The 16,860-nt window shown below is 72.9% G+C and carries 16 protein-coding genes; 3 read left to right on the top strand and 13 right to left on the bottom strand.

Features of this window, described 5'->3' with window-relative positions; genetic code table 11:
* Positions 1-15: 15 nt before the first annotated feature.
* Positions 16-1,356 (bottom strand): type I glutamate--ammonia ligase, encoded by a 1,341-nt coding sequence (glnA, locus tag RCG67_RS11715; protein ID WP_368826422.1) that lies wholly within the window; start codon positions 1,354-1,356, stop codon positions 16-18.
* A 153-nt stretch (positions 1,357-1,509) separates the two neighbouring features.
* Between glnA and panB the strand changes: the two genes are divergently transcribed.
* Positions 1,510-2,346, top strand: coding sequence for a 3-methyl-2-oxobutanoate hydroxymethyltransferase (gene panB / locus RCG67_RS11710; RefSeq protein ID WP_368826421.1), 837 nt, complete (start codon positions 1,510-1,512; stop codon positions 2,344-2,346).
* Between the two features lie 39 nt (positions 2,347-2,385).
* Here panB and RCG67_RS11705 read toward each other — a convergent pair whose 3' ends face one another.
* Positions 2,386-2,562 (bottom strand): SPOR domain-containing protein, encoded by a 177-nt coding sequence (locus RCG67_RS11705; protein ID WP_157571329.1) that lies wholly within the window; start codon positions 2,560-2,562, stop codon positions 2,386-2,388.
* 130 nt (positions 2,563-2,692) lie between these two features.
* Between RCG67_RS11705 and map the strand changes: the two genes are divergently transcribed.
* Together map and ppgK are read left to right on the top strand one after the other, a co-directional pair.
* Complete coding sequence (gene map, locus RCG67_RS11700; protein ID WP_368826420.1) at positions 2,693-3,592, top strand: type I methionyl aminopeptidase; 900 nt, start codon at positions 2,693-2,695, stop codon at positions 3,590-3,592.
* 58 nt (positions 3,593-3,650) lie between these two features.
* Complete coding sequence (gene ppgK, locus RCG67_RS11695) at positions 3,651-4,463, top strand: polyphosphate--glucose phosphotransferase (protein WP_368826419.1); 813 nt, start codon at positions 3,651-3,653, stop codon at positions 4,461-4,463.
* Positions 4,464-4,678: 215 nt separating this feature from the next.
* On the opposite strand, the gene nrdR is transcribed toward ppgK, so the two are convergent.
* The 11 genes from nrdR to ftsZ all read right to left on the bottom strand — a co-directional run bounded on the left by nrdR (position 4,679) and on the right by ftsZ (position 16,768).
* Entirely contained in the window at positions 4,679-5,248 is a 570-nt protein-coding gene (gene nrdR / locus RCG67_RS11690; RefSeq protein WP_368826418.1) for a transcriptional regulator NrdR, read from the bottom strand.
* Positions 5,249-5,255: 7 nt separating this feature from the next.
* Entirely contained in the window at positions 5,256-6,611 is a 1,356-nt protein-coding gene (hisD, locus tag RCG67_RS11685) for a histidinol dehydrogenase (protein ID WP_368826417.1), read from the bottom strand.
* 60 nt (positions 6,612-6,671) lie between these two features.
* The gene (gene dnaE / locus RCG67_RS11680) at positions 6,672-10,220 is read right to left on the bottom strand and encodes a DNA polymerase III subunit alpha (protein ID WP_368826415.1); all 3,549 of its coding nucleotides are present in this window, start codon (positions 10,218-10,220) and stop codon (positions 6,672-6,674) included.
* A gap of 148 nt (positions 10,221-10,368) precedes the next feature.
* A complete protein-coding gene (locus RCG67_RS11675) occupies positions 10,369-11,298 on the bottom strand; it encodes an RluA family pseudouridine synthase (protein ID WP_368826568.1) in 930 nt (309 codons plus the stop codon).
* 13 nt (positions 11,299-11,311) lie between these two features.
* Positions 11,312-11,899: a signal peptidase II gene (lspA, locus tag RCG67_RS11670; protein WP_368826414.1), complete on the bottom strand. Its 588-nt coding sequence runs from the start codon at positions 11,897-11,899 to the stop codon at positions 11,312-11,314.
* Between the two features lie 172 nt (positions 11,900-12,071).
* Positions 12,072-12,791, bottom strand: coding sequence for a DivIVA domain-containing protein (locus RCG67_RS11665; protein WP_368826413.1), 720 nt, complete (start codon positions 12,789-12,791; stop codon positions 12,072-12,074).
* 161 nt (positions 12,792-12,952) lie between these two features.
* On the bottom strand, positions 12,953-13,243 hold the full coding sequence (locus tag RCG67_RS11660) for a YggT family protein (protein ID WP_368826412.1): 291 nt from the start codon (positions 13,241-13,243) through the stop codon (positions 12,953-12,955).
* 9 nt (positions 13,244-13,252) lie between these two features.
* Positions 13,253-13,774, bottom strand: coding sequence for a cell division protein SepF (locus RCG67_RS11655; RefSeq protein ID WP_298586808.1), 522 nt, complete (start codon positions 13,772-13,774; stop codon positions 13,253-13,255).
* Between the two features lie 127 nt (positions 13,775-13,901).
* Positions 13,902-14,681, bottom strand: coding sequence for a YggS family pyridoxal phosphate-dependent enzyme (locus RCG67_RS11650; protein ID WP_368826410.1), 780 nt, complete (start codon positions 14,679-14,681; stop codon positions 13,902-13,904).
* A complete protein-coding gene (locus RCG67_RS11645; RefSeq protein WP_368826408.1) occupies positions 14,678-15,412 on the bottom strand; it encodes a purine nucleoside phosphorylase YfiH/LACC1 family protein in 735 nt (244 codons plus the stop codon). The genes RCG67_RS11650 and RCG67_RS11645 overlap by 4 nt, the downstream gene beginning before the upstream one ends.
* Before the next feature lie 108 nt (positions 15,413-15,520).
* Complete coding sequence (gene ftsZ, locus RCG67_RS11640) at positions 15,521-16,768, bottom strand: cell division protein FtsZ (RefSeq protein WP_058873713.1); 1,248 nt, start codon at positions 16,766-16,768, stop codon at positions 15,521-15,523.
* Between the last annotated feature and the right edge of the window lie 92 nt (positions 16,769-16,860).

The following is a 16,860-nucleotide window of genomic DNA, read 5'->3' as shown; positions in this document are numbered from 1 at the left end:
ACGGTCCGTCCGGGGTCAGAGGATGCCGAGGTTGTTCTTGAGCTCGAAGTGGGTGACGACCCGGCGGTAGTCGTTCCAGTCGCGGCGCTTGTTGCGCAGGAAGTAGTCGTAGACCTGCTCCCCGAGCAGCTGGGCCATGAACTCCGACTCCTCGGTCTCCCGGATGGCGTCGTACAGGCTCGAGGGCAGCGGGTTGTGGCCGAGGGCGCGGCGCTCCGCGGAGCTCATCGCCGCGACGTCGTCCAGCTCGACCGGCGGGAGCTCGTACTCGTTCTCGATGCCCCGCAGGCCCGCGGCCAGCAGGGCGGCGTAGGAGAGGTAGGGGTTCGTGGCGGAGTCGATGCCGCGGTACTCGATCCGCGCGGCCTGCACCTTGTCCGGCTTGGACAGCGGCACCCGCACGAGGGCGGAGCGGTTGTTGTGCCCCCAGGACTGGTAGGACGGCGCCTCTCCCCCGCCCCACAGCCGCTTGTAGGAGTTGACGAACTGGTTGGTCACCGACGTGAACTCGGGGGCGTGCCGCAGGATGCCGGCGATGAAGTGCCCGGCGGTGCGGGAGAGCCGGAACTCGGAGCCGGCCTCGAAGAAGGCGTTGGTGTCCCCCTCGAACAGCGAGAAGTGGGTGTGCATGCCGGAGCCGGGGTGCTCCGTGAACGGCTTCGGCATGAAGGTCGCGTAGAGGCCCTGCGAGAGCGCGACCTCCTTGATCACCGTGCGGAACGTCATGATGTTGTCGGCGGTCTGCAGGGCGTCGGCGTAGCGCAGGTCGATCTCGTTCTGCCCGGGGCCCGCCTCGTGGTGGGAGAACTCGACGGAGATCCCGACGGCCTCCAGCATGCTCACGGCCTTGCGGCGGAAGTCCTGCACCACACCGCCCGGCACGTGGTCGAAGTAGCCCTCGTGGTCCACGGGGGTGGGCTGGCCCTCGGCGTCGAGGTCCGCCGACTTCAGCAGGTAGAACTCGATCTCCGGCGCCGTGTAGCAGGTGAAGCCCATGTCCGAGGCCTTCTCCAGGACGCGCTTGAGCACGCCGCGCGGGTCCGAGGAGGAGGGCTCGCCGTCCGGGGTGAGGATGTTGCAGAACATCCGCGCGGTGGGCTCCGTCTCACCGCGCCAGGGCAGGATCTGGAAGGTGGAGGGGTCCGGCTGCAGGAGCATGTCCGCCTCGGAGACCCGCGACAGTCCCTCGATGGAGGACCCGTCGAAGCCCAGTCCCTCCTCGAAGGCCGCCTCGACCTCGGCGGGGGCCAGGGCCACCGACTTGAGGCTCCCGACGACGTCCGTGAACCACATGCGCACGAAGCGGACGTCGCGCTCCTCGATGGTCCTGAGGACGAACTCCTGCTGACGGTCCATGGTTGCCTTCCTCGTCTTCCTGCCCGCGGCTCCGGCCGCCCGCGCGTGCTGTGCCGGCCGGGCACGACTGCTGTCCCGCCCACTCTAACGCGCGCCCCGCCGCGTCCGCCGGGCGGGACGGGCGGGGCCGGACGCGCCCGATAGGGTGGGGCCATGACCCAGGAGACACCCCGCCCGGCACCGGGCGCGCTGGACGTGCGCCGGGTGCGCACGCACCACCTGCGCGAGGCGAAGCGCCGCGGCGAGAAGTTCACGATGCTCACGTGCTACGACGCCCTGACGGCCGGGATCTTCGACGCGGCCGGGGTCGACTCGCTGCTGGTGGGCGACTCCGCGGGCAACAACGTCCTGGGCCACTCCAGCACCCTGCCCGTCACGGTGGACGAGCTGCTGCCGCTGTGCCGGGCCGTGTCCGGGGCCGCCGAGCGCGCCTTCGTGGTGGTGGACCTGCCCTTCGGCTCCTACGAGGCCTCCCCCGAGCAGGCGGTGTCCACCGCGGTGCGCTTCCTCAAGGAGGGCGGCGCGCACGCGGTGAAGCTCGAGGGCGGGGCGTGGTTCGCCCGGCACGTCGAGGCCATGGTCCAGGCGGGGGTGCCCGTGGTGGCGCACATCGGCTTCACCCCGCAGAGCGAGCACGCCCTGGGCGGGTACCGGGTGCAGGGACGCGGCGACGCCGCGGACGCGCTCGTCGAGGACGCCCGCGCCCTCGAGGCCGCCGGGGCCTTCTGCGTGCTCATGGAGATGGTCCCCGCCGAGGCCGCCGCGACGGTGGACGCCGCGCTCGAGGTCCCGACCATCGGCATCGGCGCCGGCCCCGCCACCACCGGGCAGGTGCTGGTGTGGCAGGACATGCTGGGCCTGCGCCGGGGCCGGATGCCGCGCTTCGTCCGGCAGTACGCAGACCTCCACGGCGTGGTCACCGAGGCCGTGGGCCGCTATGTCGAGGACGTCCGCTCGGGGACCTTCCCGGGCCCGGAGCACGGTTTCTGAGCGACCCCCGCGGACGCGGCGCCCCCGGCGCCCGGCCGCTCAGCCCTCGTCGAAGGCGCGGTCCTCCTCGTCCCACTGCCGGGTGCGCTCCGCGGCGAGCTTCAGGGCGTTCTGCGCCTCCTCGCGCGTGGCGTAGGGCCCGAGCAGCTTGCGGTAGTCCGACTGCGGGCCCTCCTCCACCTGGTGGGTGTAGACGTTGAACCAGTACTCGCTCATGACCTCTCCTCTCGTCGGCCGCCGGGCCGGACGACCGGGCCGGCTCCGTGCCCGGGGCGCTAGGGTAGATCCTAGGCCCGGACCGGCCCGGACGGGGCCGGCACACCCGATCCAGGAGGTCCAGACCCCCGTGCCCACGCACAACCTCACCGCGCCCGCCCCCGGCGGCACCGCTCCCGTCGGGACGCTCGTGCCCGGCTCCGTGACCCCCGGCCGGCCCGTGCCGGCCGCCATCCCCCGCCCGGAGTACGTCGGCCGGGCGGAGCCGGACGAGGGCCGCGGCGGCAACGTCTACACCCCGGAGGAGATCGAGCGCATCCGCGAGGCGGGCCGGATCGCGGCCCGCGCCCTGCAGGAGGCCGGCCGGGCCGCCGTGCCCGGCACCACCACGGACGAGCTCGACCGGATCGCCCACGAGTACATGTGCGACCACGGGGCCTATCCCTCCTGCCTGGGCTACCGGGGCTTCCCCAAGTCCATCTGCACGTCCCTCAACGAGGTGATCTGCCACGGCATCCCCGACTCCACGGTGCTGGAGGACGGCGACATCATCAACCTGGACGTCACGGCCTACAAGAACGGCTTCCACGGCGACACCAACCGGATGTTCCTGGTGGGCGAGGTCGACGAGCAGTCCCGGCTGCTGGTCGAGCGCACCGAGGAGGCCCTGAACCGGGCCGTCAAGGCAGTCCGCCCGGGCCGCGAGATCAACGTCATCGGCCGGGTCATCGAGAAGTACGCCCGGCGCTTCGACTACGGCGTGGTGCGGGACTTCACGGGACACGGAGTGGGCCGGGAGTTCCACTCCGGGCTGATCGTCCCGCACTACGACGCCGCGCCCTCCTACGCCACCCCCATGGTCCCCGGCATGGTCTTCACGATCGAGCCCATGCTGACCCTGGGCACGATCCAGTGGGAGCAGTGGGACGACGACTGGACCGTGACCACCCGGGACCGGCGGCGCACCGCGCAGTTCGAGCACACCCTCGCGGTCACGGAGGACGGGGTGGACGTCCTCACCCTTCCGTAGCCCCTGCCGTAGACTGCCCCCTGATCATCCGACCACGGCCCCACGAGAGGACCGCTCCATGACCACACCAGACCGCGACGCCGCCGCCGTCCCGAACCGCCGCGTGATCGGCATCGACTTCGGCGGCACCGGGACCAAGGGCGGGATCGTGGACCTCGACACGGGCGAGCTCGTCGGCGAGCGCTTCCGGATCCCGACGCCCCGCCCCGCCACTCCGGAGAAGGTCGCCGAGGTGGTGGAGCAGATCGTCGCGGAGCTGCAGTCCCGCCCCGAGGCCCCCGCCCCGGACTCGCCGGTGGGCATCGTCTTCCCGGCGATCATCAAGGAGGGCGTCGCACTGTCCGCGGCGAACATCGACAAGTCCTGGATCGGCACGAACGTGGACGCGCTCATGACCGAACGGCTCGGCCGCCCGGTCGAGGCCCTCAACGACGCCGACGCCGCGGGGCTGGCCGAGGCCGTTTACGGCGCCGGGCGGGGGGTCAAAGGCCTGGTCATCGTGATCACGCTGGGCACGGGGATCGGTTCCGCGCTGATCCTCAACGGGAAGCTCGTGCCCAACGCCGAGCTGGGCCACCTGGAGATCGACGGCCACGACGCCGAGACCAGGGCGTCCGCCGCCGCGCGCGAGCGCGAGGACATGCCGTGGAAGAAGTGGGCGACCACCCGGCTGCAGCGCTACTTCAGCCACGTGGAGTTCCTGTTCTCGCCCAACCTCTTCGTCGTCGGCGGCGGGGTGTCGAAGAAGGCGGAGAAGTTCCTCCCCTTCCTCGAGCTGCGCACGCCCCTGAAGGTCGCCGAGCTCCGCAACAACGCCGGCATCGTGGGCGCCGCCCTGTGGGCCGGCATCCCGCACGAGCCGGAGAGCTGAGCCGGGTCCCGACGACGACGACGCCCGGTCACCTCCACGTGGAGGTGACCGGGCGTCGTCGTCGGGACCGGAAGGTCCTGCGGGCGCGAAAAAACCCGCCGGGAGCCGCGGCTTCCCCTCCGCGGCCCCCGGCGGGAGCTTGTGGTCCCCACTCTACGGCTCCGCCGCGGCCTGCGGCAAGAGACACGCCGGGACGTGCCGGCCGGGGCGGGGCGTCAGAGCAGCCGCGGCTGGGAGACGCCCTCGACCCCCTTGCCGCGCGGACGCCGGCCGGGGCGCCGCTTGGCGGCGCCGATCGGCTCCACGGTGGCGGGGATGGTCTGCTGCCCGGTCTGCTCGGCCTGCTGCCGGCGCAGGAGGTCGATGGCCTCCTCGAAGTCGCCCAGGCCGTCGAAGGCCTGGTAGACGCTGGCGAAGCGGAGATAGGCCACCACGTCCAGCCGGCGCAGCGGGGCCAGGATCGCGAGCCCCACCTCGTGGGCCTCGATCTCCGCGGCGCCCAGCGCCCGGATCGTCTCCTCGACCTCCTGCGCCAGCATCGCGAGGTCGTCCTCGCTCACCGGCCGGCCCTGGCACGCCTTGCGCACCCCGTTGACGATCTTCTGCCGGTCGAAGGGCTCGGTGACGCCCGAGCGCTTGATCACCGAGATCGTGGTGGTCTCGAGCGTGGTGAACCGCCGGCCGCACTCTGAGCACTGGCGGCGGCGGCGGATCGCCGTCCCGTCGTCCGTGGTGCGGCTGTCGACGACGCGGGAGTCGGTGTGACGGCAGAACGGGCAGTGCACGGTCGGATCAGCTCCCGGTGCGGATCGTGATGGCCCGCCCGTGGGCGGGCAGGTCCTCGGAGCGGGCGACGGCCACGATGTCCTCCCCGATCCGGGACAGCGCGTCCTGGGTGTACTCGACGATCTGCACGGCCTTCATGAACGCGGTGGTGGACAGGCCCTGGGCGTGCACCGCCGTCCCGCCCGTGGGCAGCACGTGGTTCGAGCCCGCCGCGTAGTCGCCGAGCGGGACGGGGCTGTAGGGGCCCAGGAAGATGGCCCCCGCGTTGCGCACGCGGGCCGCGACCTCCTGCGGGTCGGCGGTGTGGATCTCGAGGTGCTCGGCGGCGTAGGCGTCGGCCACGGCGATCGAGGCGTCGAGGTCGTCGGTGAGCACGATCCCGGACTGCGGCCCCGACAGGGCGGTGCTGATCCGCTCCCGGTGCTTCGCCTCGGGCACCTGCCCGGCGAGCTCCGCCGCGACCCGCTCGGCGAGCCCCGGCGAGTGGGTGATCAGCACGGCACCGGCGGCGGGGTCGTGCTCGGCCTGGGAGATCAGGTCGGCGGCCACGTAGGCCGGCACGGCGGTGTCGTCGGCCAGCACCGCGATCTCCGTGGTCCCCGCCTCGGCGTCCACCCCGACCACGGAGCGGAGCAGGCGCTTGGCCGTGGCGACGTAGACGTTGCCCGGGCCGGTCACGGTGTCGACCGGCTCGAGGACGTCCTCGCCGTCGGTGACCCCGTAGGCCATGGCGGCCAGCGACTGGGCGCCGCCGATGGCCCAGACCTCGTCCACGCCGAGCAGCCCGGCGGCGGCGAGGATCGTGGGGTGCGGCAGGCCGCCGAACTCCTTCTGCGGCGGGCTGCACAGCACCACCGAGCCGACCCCGGCGGCCTGGGCCGGGACGACGTTCATGACCACGGACGAGGGGTACACGGCCAGCCCGCCGGGCACGTACAGGCCCGCCCGGCGCAGGGGCGTCCACCGGTGCACGAGCACGGCGCCCGGAGCGACCTCGACCCGGGCGTCGGCCGGGCGCTGCGCCCGCGCGAAGGCCCGGGTCCGTTCGATCGCGGTCTCCAGGCCCCGGCGCACGGCGGGGTCCAGCTCCTCGACGGCCCGGCGGATCTCCGCGGGGTCGACGCGCAGGGAGGCCTGCTCCACCCCGTCGAAGCGCCGCGCGTAGCGGCGCAGGGCCTCGGCGCCCTCGGTGCGGACCGCGGCGAGGATCTCCTCCACGGCCTGCTGCGCCGAGGCGAGCGACGTGGAGCTCTGCCGGGGCACGGCCGCCCGCAGCTCGGACCAGGACAGGTGCCGGCCGCGCAGGTCGATCGTTCGCAGGGCGGGAGTCGTGGTCGTCTCAGCAGTAGTCACGCCTCCCATGGTATTCCACCGCGGCGACCGGCCGCGGGCGCCGGGTCCTGCGCTCGGGCGCCCGGTGGCTCAGACCTCCAGGCAGGTCGGGCCGAGCAGGACCTTGAGGTCCCCGAACAGGGCGGGCGAGGGGTTCACCCGCAGGTCCGGGCCCAGGCGCAGCACCTGCACCTTCTGGCGCGTCTCGAGGTGGATGCGCACCTCGGAGTCCCCGCGGTGGTTGCGCAGCACCGCGCCGATCTCCTTGACCGTCTCCTCCGTGGCGCGGAACTCGGGCAGGGCGATGAGCACGGGTCCGCTGTGCCCGTCGGCGGAGAGCTCCGGCACGGTGAGCTCCTGCGCGGAGATCGTCACCGAGCCGTCGTCCCGGCGCTGCAGCCGGCCCTTGATCACGCAGATCAGGTCCTCCGCGAGCACGCCCGCGATGGGGGCGTAGGCCTTGCCGAAGAACATGACCTCGATCGAGCCCGTCCGGTCCTCGAGCTCCACCCGCGCGTAGGCGTTGCCCGAGGTCTTGGCGATCCGCCGCGACAGGGAGGTGATCATCCCCGCCACGGTCACGACCGCGCCGTCGGGCCGGCCGTCCTCACCCAGCAGCGGCTGGATCGAGGTGTCGGCGTACTGCCCGAGCGCCTCGTCGAGGCCGCGCAGCGGGTGGTCGGAGACGTAGAGGCCGAGCATCTCGCGCTCGAAGGCCAGCAGGTCCTTGCGCTCCCACTCGGGCACGTCCGGCACCGCGACGGTCAGCGACGTGGTGGGGTCCTCGTCGTCCAGGCCCATGCCGCCGAAGAGGTCGAACTGCCCGGCCGCCTCCTGGCGCTTGACGGCCACCGTGGCGTCCACGGCCTCCTCGTGGCAGAGCACGAGCCCGCGCCGGGTGTGGCCCAGCCGGTCGAAGGCGCCCGCCTTGACCAGGGACTCGATGGTGCGCTTGTTGCAGACCACGGCGGGGACCTTGGCGAGGAAGTCGTTGAAGGAGGTGAAGGCGCCGTGCTCCTCCCGGGCCTCGACCATCGCGCTGACCACGTTGGCGCCCACGTTGCGCACCGCGCCCATGCCGAAGCGGATGTCGGTGCCCACCGGGGTGAAGTTCAGCGCGGACTCGTTGACGTCCGGGGGCAGCACGGTGATGCCCATCCGGCGGCACTCCGTGAGGTACAGGGCGAGCTTGTCCTTGTCGTCGCCCACCGAGGTGAGCAGCGCGGCCATGTACTCGGCCGGGTAGTGCGCCTTGAGGTACGCCGTCCAGTAGGACACGAGACCGTAGGCCGCGGAGTGGGCCTTGTTGAACGCGTAGTCCGAGAACGGGAGCAGGATGTCCCACAGGGCCTTGATCGCGGCCTCGGAGTAGCCGCGCTCGGCCATGCCGCCGTGGAAGCCCTCGTACTGCTTGTCCAGCTCCGACTTCTTCTTCTTGCCCATGGCGCGGCGGAGGATGTCCGCCTGGCCGAGCGAGAAGCCCGCGACCTTCTGGGCGATCGCCATGACCTGCTCCTGGTAGACGATCAGGCCGTAGGTGGTGTTGAGGATCTCCGCGAGCGGCTCCTCGAGCTCCGGGTGGATCGGGGTGATCTCCTGCTGGCCGGTCTTGCGCAGCGCGTAGTTCGTGTGCGAGTTCGCGCCCATGGGACCCGGGCGGTACAGGGCGATGACCGCGGAGATGTCCTCGAAGTTGTCGGGGCGCATGAGCTTGAGCAGCTGGCGCATGGGCCCGCCGTCGAGCTGGAACACCCCCAGGGTGTCGCCGCGGGCCAGCAGCTCGTAGGACTCGGCGTCCCCGAGCCCGAGGTTCTCGAGGTCGAGGACGAAGCCGTCCTGGTTGAGGGTGATGTTCTCAAGGGCGTCGGAGATGATCGTGAGGTTGCGCAGGCCCAGGAAGTCCATCTTGATCAGCCCGAGCCCCTCGCACGTGGGGTAGTCGAACTGGGTGATGACCTGGCCGTCCTGCTCGCGGCGCATGATCGGGATGATGTCGATCAGCGGGTGCGAGGACATGATCACGCCCGCCGCGTGCACCCCCCACTGACGCTTGAGGCCCTCGAGGCCCTCGGCGGTCTCGAAGATCTTCTTCGCCTCGGGGTCCTGGGCGAGCACCTCGCGCAGCTCGTCGGCCTCGCCGTGGCGCTTGGCGGAGTCGTCGTAGACGTCCTTGAGGGAGATGCCCTTGCCCATGACGTCCGGCGGCATGGCCTTGGTGAGCTTCTCCCCCATCGAGAAGGGGTAGCCGAGCACGCGCGAGGAGTCCTTGAGCGCCTGCTTGGCCTTGATGGTGCCGTAGGTCACGATCATGGCCACGCGCTCGTCGCCGTACTTCTCCGTGACGTAGTGGATCACCTCGGAGCGGCGGCGGTCGTCGAAGTCGACGTCGAAGTCGGGCATGGACACGCGGTCCGGGTTGAGGAAGCGCTCGAAGATCAGCCCGTGCTCCAGCGGGTTCAGCTCGGTGATGCGCATGGCGTAGGCGACCATGGAGCCGGCCCCGGAGCCGCGGCCCGGGCCCACCCGGATCCCGTTGTTCTTGGCCCAGTTGATGAAGTCCGCGACCACCAGGAAGTACCCGGGGAAGCCCATCTGCAGGATGATGCCCTTCTCGTAGTCCGCCTGCCGCTGGACGTCCTCGGGGATCCCGCCGGGGAAGCGGTGGTGCAGGCCCCGCTGCACCTCCTCGACGAACCAGGACTCCTCGTCGTGGCCCTCGGGGGTCGGGAAGCGGGGCATGTAGTTCGCCGAGGTGTCGAACTCGACGTTGCACCGCTCCGCGATCTCCAGGGTGTTGTCGCAGGCCTCCGGGAAGTCGCGGAAGAGCTCCCGCATCTCCGCGGGGGACTTCAGGTAGAACTCGTCGGCGTCGAACTTGAACCGCTTCGGGTCCGCCAGGGTCGAGCCGGACTGCACGCACAGCAGGGCCGCGTGGGACTTCGCGTCCTCGGCGTGGGTGTAGTGCAGGTCGTTGGTGGCCACGAGCGGCAGCTGCAGGTCCTTGGCCAGCCTGAGCAGGTCCCCGGTGACCTGCTTCTCGATCCCCAGGCCGTGGTCCATGAGCTCGCAGTAGAAGTTCTCGGCGCCGAAGATGTCGCGGAACTCCGCCGCGGCCTGCCGCGCCTCCTGGTACTGGCCCAGGCGCAGGCGGGTCTGGACCTCCCCCGAGGGGCAGCCGGTCGTGGCGATCAGCCCCTTGCCGTAGGTGCTGAGCAGCTCCCGGTCCATGCGCGGCTTGTACAGCTGGCCCTCGAGCGACGCGAGGGACGAGGCGCGGAACAGGTTCTGCATGCCCTGGGTGGTCTCCGCGAGCAGCGTCATGTGCGTGTAGGCGCCGCCGCCCGAGACGTCGTCCCGGCCGCCGTCGGCGAACTTCACGCGGGTGCGGTCGGAACGGGCGGTGCCCGGCGTCAGGTACGCCTCCACGCCGATGATGGGCTTGATCCCCGCGTTGCGGGCCTTGTTCCAGAAGTCGAAGGCGCCGAAGACGAAGCCGTGGTCGGTCGTCGCGAGGGAGGTCATGCCCTGTTCGTGGCAGGCCTCGAAGAGGTCGTCGAGCCGTGCCGCACCGTCGAGCATGGAGTACTCGGTGTGCACGTGCAGGTGGGTGAAGCTGTTCTTGCCGGTCGCCGTCGTCACCCGACCAGTGTAGTGGCCCGCACGGACCCCGCCGCCCCGCCGGCAGGGGCCCGGCGGGGTGCCGCGACCGGGCCCGGAGCGGCGGCGCCCCGGACGGGGGCGGCCGCGCCGGGACGTCCCGTCCCAGGCCCGGGGCCGGGCGGCCGGCTCAGGCGGGTCCGCCGTCGCGCAGCGTCTCGAGGGCGAAGGAGAGGTCCGGCGGGTACGGGCTCCCGTACTCGACGGGCTCCCCCGTCCCGGGGTGCTCGAAGCCCAGCCGCACGGCGTGCAGCCACTGCCGGGTGAGCCCGAGGCCGGCCGACAGCGCGGGGTCCGCGCCGTAGGTGAGGTCGCCGCAGCACGGGTGGCGCAGCGCGGAGAAGTGCACCCGGATCTGGTGGGTGCGGCCGGTCTCCAGGTGCACCTCCACGAGCGCCGCCCGGCCGAAGGCCTCCAGCACCTCGTAGTGGGTGATCGACGTGCGGCCGCCCTCGACCACGGCGAAGCGCCAGTCGTAGCCGGGGTGGCGACCGATCGGGGCGTCGACCGTCCCGCGCAGGGGGTCCGGCAGGCCCTGGACCACGGTGTGGTAGACCTTCGTGACCGTGCGCTCCTTGAACGCGCGCTTGAGCGCGGTGTACGCACGCTCGGTGCGGGCCACGACCATCAGCCCGGACGTGCCGACGTCGAGCCGGTGCACCACGCCGGCCCGCTCGGGGGCCCCGGAGGTGCTCACGGTGACGCCCGCGCCCGCGAGGGCCCCGACCACGGTGGGCCCCTTCCAGCCCGGCGAGGGGTGCGCGGCGACGCCGGGGGGCTTGTCGATCACCACGATGTCGTCGTCCAGGTGCACCACGCGGAAGTCCTCGACGAGCTGGGGCACGATCCGTGCCGGGTCCTCGGGCACGGGCACGTGCACGGTGAGCGTCTGGGAGGCCTCGACCCGGAAGGACTTGGCGACCGGCCGGTCGCGGTGCAGCACCCGGCCCTCCGCGCAGAGGCCGGCGGCCGCGGAGCGCGAGAGACCCGTCAGGGCGGCCACGGCGGCGTCCGCGCGGTGGCCCTCGAGCTCGGGCGGGACGGTGAAGCGCTCCGGCACGTGCTCCCCGGGATCAGCCACGGGGACCCTCCTCCGGCGAGGCCTCGAGCCGCTGCGCGTCCGGGCCGGGCGAGCCCGTGCGGGTGCCGTCGAGCTCCCGGCCGAGCAGGGTCAGGAGCACCACGAGGGACACCCCCACGACCACTCCGCAGTCGGCGATGTTGAAGATCGCGAAGCGCGGCACGGCGATGAAGTCCACGACGTGCCCCACCCCGAAGCCCGGGAGCCGCAGCAGCCGGTCGGTCAGGTTGCCCAGCGCCCCGCCGAGGACCAGGCCCAGGGCGAGGGCCCAGGCGCTCGAGCGGACGCGGCGGAGGGTGAGCACGATGAGGACCGAGACGACCGCCATGACCAGGGTGAACACCCAGGTGATGTCCTCGCCCAGGGAGAAGGCGGCGCCGGGGTTGCGGATGAACTGCCACCACAGCAGACCCTCGACCACGGGGATGCGCTCGCCCAGCGTCATGTGGGAGACCACCCACCACTTGGTGAGCTGGTCCGCGGTGTAGACGAGCAGCGCGGCGAGTGCCGCGAGGAGCAGGACGCCCCGCGGCACCCCGGGCTCGGGTGCGCCGGCGGGGACTTCGGGCGGCTCGCTCATGCTCTCCTCGGGTGACGGTTCGGGGTTTCGGATCCGGCCCGCGGAGCGGGCCGGCGGGACCGCGGTCCCGTTCCATGGTGCCACGTCCGCCCGGGGGCGCCCCGGGACGGACGACGACGGAGGGACCGGCACGTGGCCGGTCCCTCCGTCGGTGCTGCGCCGCGGCCCGTGGTCAGGCCTGCTCGGTCCGGACCGCGCCGGTGGCGCCGTCCGCCGTCGGCGCGGGCTCGAGCGACGGGGTGGTGTCCAGGTCCTGCAGCTGGTCCTGGATGTAGGTCTTGAGGTTGGTGCGGTAGTCCTGCTCGAAGGCGCGCAGTCCCGAGACCCGGGACTGCAGCTCGGCCTGCTCCTCCTGCAGGGCGGTGAGGGTCTCCTCGCGCGTTCGCTGGGCTTCGGTGACGAGCTCCTCGGCCCGGTCGCGGGCCTCGCCGATGATCCGGTCGCGCTCGGCCGTGCCCTCGGCGACGTACTCGTCGTGCAGCTTCTGGGCCATCGCCAGGACGCCGGCCGCGGACTGCGCCGCGCCGGAGGCGGGCGCCGTCTCCGCCGGGGCGGTTTCGGCGGCACCGGTCGCCGGCAGCTCGGCCTCGTCGGGCGCGGCCGCCTCCTGCGGGGCGCCGCCGGCGGCCTCGCCGGGGGTCGGCGCGCCGGCGGTGTCCTCCGCGCCCGGGAGGCCGGGCTCGGAGACGGGCGAGGGCGTGGAGTCCTTGGGGGCGACGGGCTGCCCGGCGGCCTCGAGCTGCTGCTTGAGGTCCGTGTTCTCCTGGTTCAGCCGGCGCAGCTCCACGACGATCTCGTCGAGGAAGTCGTCGACCTCGTCCTGGTCGTAGCCCTCCCGGAACTTGGTGGGCTGGAACCGCTTGTTGATGACGTCTTCGGGCGTCAGGGCCATGAGTGCATTCCTTCGTGGGCGGGGCGCGGGCGCGGCCCGCGGCGGGGGATCCGTCCGACCGGGGCCGGGGCGGCGCGGTGGCCGGCACCCGGTGGTCGTGCGGTTACAGCGTACAGGCCGGTCCTCGGCCGGACCGGCGCGACGTCCGGCGGAGCGCCGGGTCAGATCAGCATCGAGCCGACGATGCCCTGGACGATGCTGACGGCGAAGATGAGGATGAGGAACCCGAGGTCCAGCGACACCCCGCCGAAGCGCAGGGGCGGCACGATCCGGCGCAGCCACCGCATCGGCGGGTCGGTCACGGTGTACACGGCCGAGGCCCCGACGAGGGCGGCTCCGCGGGGCCGCCAGTTGCGGGCGAACATCTGCACCCAGTCGAGGACGAGGCGCGCGAGCAGCGCGACGTACACGAGGTGCAGCGCCAGGTACAGCACGGAGAGCAACAGGTCCATCGGTCCGCCTCAGTCCTCCTGCTGGTCGTCGGTCTCGTCCTCGCCGCCGGCAGGGTGCCCGACGACCTCCACGTAGGACGGGGTGAGCAGGAAGACCTTGCCGGTCACCCGCTCGATGGAGCCGTGCAGGGCGAAGACCAGGCCCGCGGAGAAGTCCACCAGGCGCTTGGCCTCGGCGTCGCCCATGTCGCTGACGTTCATGATGACGGGCGTGCCCTCGCGGAACGCCTCCCCGATGGACTTCGCGTCGTTGTAGGAGCGGGGGTGGACCGTGGTGATGGTGCGCAAGGTCGAGCTGTCCTCTCGAGAGCTGGAGGGGGCGCGTTTGATGGGGGTGACCGGCGCCCGGTACTCGGCCGACCGGCGCGGCACGGCCACCGCGGTGGACTCGTGGGCGCGGGCCTCGCGCGGCTCCTCGCGGACCGCGACGGCGGACTGGTGCTCCTGGCGGGACGGCGTCGGGTCGTCGTAGTCCTCGTCCGTCTCGGCGAGGCCGAGATAGATCATGGTGCGGCGCAACGCTCCGGCCATGGTGCTCTCCTTGACTGTCTGTGCGGATATCGGCGGTGGGGGGAGTTCCGGGATCCTGGGACCGCCTGCGCCCGTCGTGCTGCCCGGAACGCGGTACGGCCCCGGCCCCGCAGGGCCGTCCTCCAAGCTATCCTACGGGCGCCCGGGGGCCGAGGATATCGGAGCCGACGCGCACGTGCGTGGCTCCCCGGGCGACCGCCTCCTCGAGGTCCTGGCTCATGCCCGCGGACACCGCCGTGGCCTCCGGCAGCGTCCGCCGCAGCTGCTCCGAGATCTCCCGGAGCCGGTCGAAGGCGGGCCCCGGCGGCGCCCCCAGCGGGGCGACGGCCATGATCCCGCCGGCGCGCAGCCCCTCGGTCCCGTCGATCTGCTCGGCGAGTCCGACGACGTCCTCGGGCCGGGCCCCGCCGCGGCGCTCCTCCGCGTCCAGGGAGACCTGGACGAGGCACGTGAGGTCCTGGTCCGCGCACGGACCGGGCGCCGCGTCACCGGCCGCCACGGCCTCCCGGTGCCGCCGGACCGCCTTGCCGAGGGCCGTGACCAGGGAGGCCCGGTCCACGGAGTGCACCCAGGACGCGTAGCGCACGACCGACTTCGCCTTGTTGGACTGGAGCTGGCCCACGAAGTGCCAGGTGAGGGGACCGTCCACGAGCCCGGCCACCTCCCGCGCCTTCGCGGCGGCCTCCTGGTCCCGGTTCTCGCCGACGTCATGGACGCCGAGCCGGTGCAGCCGGGCCACGTCCGCGGCGGGGAAGAACTTCGTGACGGCGACCAGCACGGGCTCCTCGGCCGCCCCGCCGCGCTGCGCCGCGGCCGTGATCCGTGCGCGCACCCGCTCGAGGGAGCGGGCGAGCTCGAGGGTCCGGGGGTCGTTCCCGCCGCCGGCGGCGGCCGGGTCCGCGCTCACGCCGCGTCCCGTCGGCGGGGACCGGCGCCCCAGACGAGACCGACGATGCGGCCGGATCCGGGGTCCCGCCGGTGCGAGGACAGGTGCTCGTTCTCGAGGGTGCAGGAGGAGCCCGCGGCCCCCGTCGGCTCGACGACGCCGACCCCGAGGGCGGACAACCGCTCCCGGGCCCCGCCGCGGAGGTCGAGGGCCGGGGTGCCCCAGGACGTCGTGGCGGCGACCGCGGGGATCCGCGCGGCAGCCTCCTCGCGCATGGCCGCCGGCACCTCGTAGCAGCTCCCGCAGATCGACGGGCCGAGCCAGGCCGAGAGCCCGCGCGCGCCGCGGCCCCGCAGCTGCTCGACCGCGCGCTCGAGCACGCCGTCGAGCAGACCGCGGCGGCCGGCGTGCGCCACGCCGGTGACCGGGCCCTGCGGGCCCTCTCCCACCAGGACCACGGGCACGCAGTCGGCGACCATCACGGCCAGCGGCACGCCCTCCGCCGTGACCGCGGCGTCCGCGGTCGGCACGCCCGGGCGGTCCTGCCGGTCGGCGTCCAGGACGTCGGTGCCGTGCACCTGGTCGAGGAACACCAGGGCCCCGCCGGCCACGCCGATCGACCGCTCGAGCGCGGCGCGGCGGGAGCGCACCGCCTCCGGGTCGTCGCCCGTGTGCAGCGCGAGATTGCCCGCGCCGCGGTCCGTGAACGCCACCCGGACGCCCTGCGCGACCTCGTCCTGCCACCAGAACACCGGGGCCTCCTGCCGTGTCTCGTCGTGCCGCCGCCGGGGGCCGGCGGCGGGGTTAAAGCGCCCGGGGGCGGACGCGGGTCCTCCGCGTCCGCCCCCGGGGCGCGGAACTCACTTCAGGAAGTCGGGGAAGTCCAGGGAGTCCTTGCGCGCGGAGCCCGCCCCGGCGCCGGCCTCGGCCTCGGCGGGCAGGTCGACGTCGAAGCCGGCGTCGTCGGGCACGTCGTCGTTCTGCACCGGCTGGGCCCACCGCTGCGCGGTGGAGGGCTGGCCGAAGGACGGGGCGCCGCCGCGCTGGGGGGCGCGCCCCAGGCCGGCGGGCTGGCCCGCGCCGGAGCCGAAGGCCGCACGCGTGGTCGCCGCCTGCTGCGCGGCCGCGTTGGTGTTGTTGGCGTTGGTCTCGGGGCTCACCGAGTCGAAGCCCGCGGCGATGACCGTGACGCGGGCCTGGTCGCCCAGGGCGTCGTCGATGACCGCGCCGAAGATGATGTTCGCCTCCGGGTGGGCGACCTCCTGGACCAGGCGGGCGGCCTCGTTGATCTCGAACAGGCCGAGGTCGGAGCCGCCCTGGATGGACAGCAGCACGCCGTGGGCGCCGTCGATGGAGGCCTCCAGCAGCGGGGACGCGATGGCGAGCTCGGCGGCCTTCACCGCGCGGTCCTCACCCTGTGCGGCGCCGATGCCCATGAGCGCGGAGCCGGCGCCCTGCATCACCGACTTCACGTCCGCGAAGTCGAGGTTGATCAGGCCCGGGGTGGTGATCAGGTCGGTGATGCCCTGCACGCCCGAGAGGAGCACCTGGTCCGCGGACTTGAAGGCGTCCAGCATGGACACGTTCCGGTCCGAGATGGAGAGCAGCCGGTCGTTGGGGATCACGATGAGGGTGTCGACCTCGTCGCGCAGGGTCTCGATCCCGTTCTCCGCCTGGTTGGACCGGCGCCGGCCCTCGAAGGTGAACGGGCGCGTGACGACACCGATGGTCAGGGCCCCCAGGGAGCGCGCGATCCGGGCGACCACGGGGGCGCCGCCGGTGCCGGTGCCGCCGCCCTCGCCGGCGGTCACGAAGACCATGTCGGCGCCCTTGAGGACCTCCTCGATCTCCTCGTGGTGGTCCTCCGCCGCCTGGCGCCCCACGTCGGGGTTGGCGCCGGCGCCCAGGCCGCGCGTGAGCTCGCGCCCGACGTCGAGCTTGACGTCGGCGTCGCTCATCAGCAGGGCCTGCGCGTCCGTGTTGATCGCGATGAACTCGACGCCGCGCAGCCCCTCCTCGATCATCCGGTTGACGGCGTTGACGCCGCCGCCGCCGATTCCGACGACCTTGATGACGGCCAAGTAGTTCTGGGGGGTGGAGGAGTCCATGGGTACCTAACTTGAGATGGTTCGGGTCCGGAAACGCGTGCTGTTCCTCGACCTTCGATCGAAGGTCGAACATCAGGCCGTCAGCTGCTGTC

The organism is Kocuria cellulosilytica (assembly GCF_040981245.1).
Lineage (GTDB): Bacteria > Actinomycetota > Actinomycetes > Actinomycetales > Micrococcaceae > Kocuria > Kocuria cellulosilytica.
This window is presented reverse-complemented; position numbering and strand designations above follow the sequence as displayed.

Excerpts from the sequence above, each read along its gene's own strand:
- glnA (WP_368826422.1), bottom strand. The coding sequence starts at position 1,356 with ATGGACCGTCAGCAGGAGTTCGTCCTCAGGACCATCGAGGAGCGCGAC.
- panB (WP_368826421.1), top strand. The coding sequence starts at position 1,510 with ATGACCCAGGAGACACCCCGCCCGGCACCGGGCGCGCTGGACGTGCGC.
- RCG67_RS11705 (WP_157571329.1), bottom strand. The coding sequence starts at position 2,562 with ATGAGCGAGTACTGGTTCAACGTCTACACCCACCAGGTGGAGGAGGGC.
- ppgK (WP_368826419.1), top strand. The coding sequence starts at position 3,651 with ATGACCACACCAGACCGCGACGCCGCCGCCGTCCCGAACCGCCGCGTG.
- hisD (WP_368826417.1), bottom strand. The coding sequence starts at position 6,611 with ATGGGAGGCGTGACTACTGCTGAGACGACCACGACTCCCGCCCTGCGA.
- lspA (WP_368826414.1), bottom strand. The coding sequence starts at position 11,899 with ATGAGCGAGCCGCCCGAAGTCCCCGCCGGCGCACCCGAGCCCGGGGTG.
- RCG67_RS11665 (WP_368826413.1), bottom strand. The coding sequence starts at position 12,791 with ATGGCCCTGACGCCCGAAGACGTCATCAACAAGCGGTTCCAGCCCACC.
- RCG67_RS11660 (WP_368826412.1), bottom strand. The coding sequence starts at position 13,243 with ATGGACCTGTTGCTCTCCGTGCTGTACCTGGCGCTGCACCTCGTGTAC.
- RCG67_RS11655 (WP_298586808.1), bottom strand. The coding sequence starts at position 13,774 with ATGGCCGGAGCGTTGCGCCGCACCATGATCTATCTCGGCCTCGCCGAG.
- ftsZ (WP_058873713.1), bottom strand. The coding sequence starts at position 16,768 with ATGGACTCCTCCACCCCCCAGAACTACTTGGCCGTCATCAAGGTCGTC.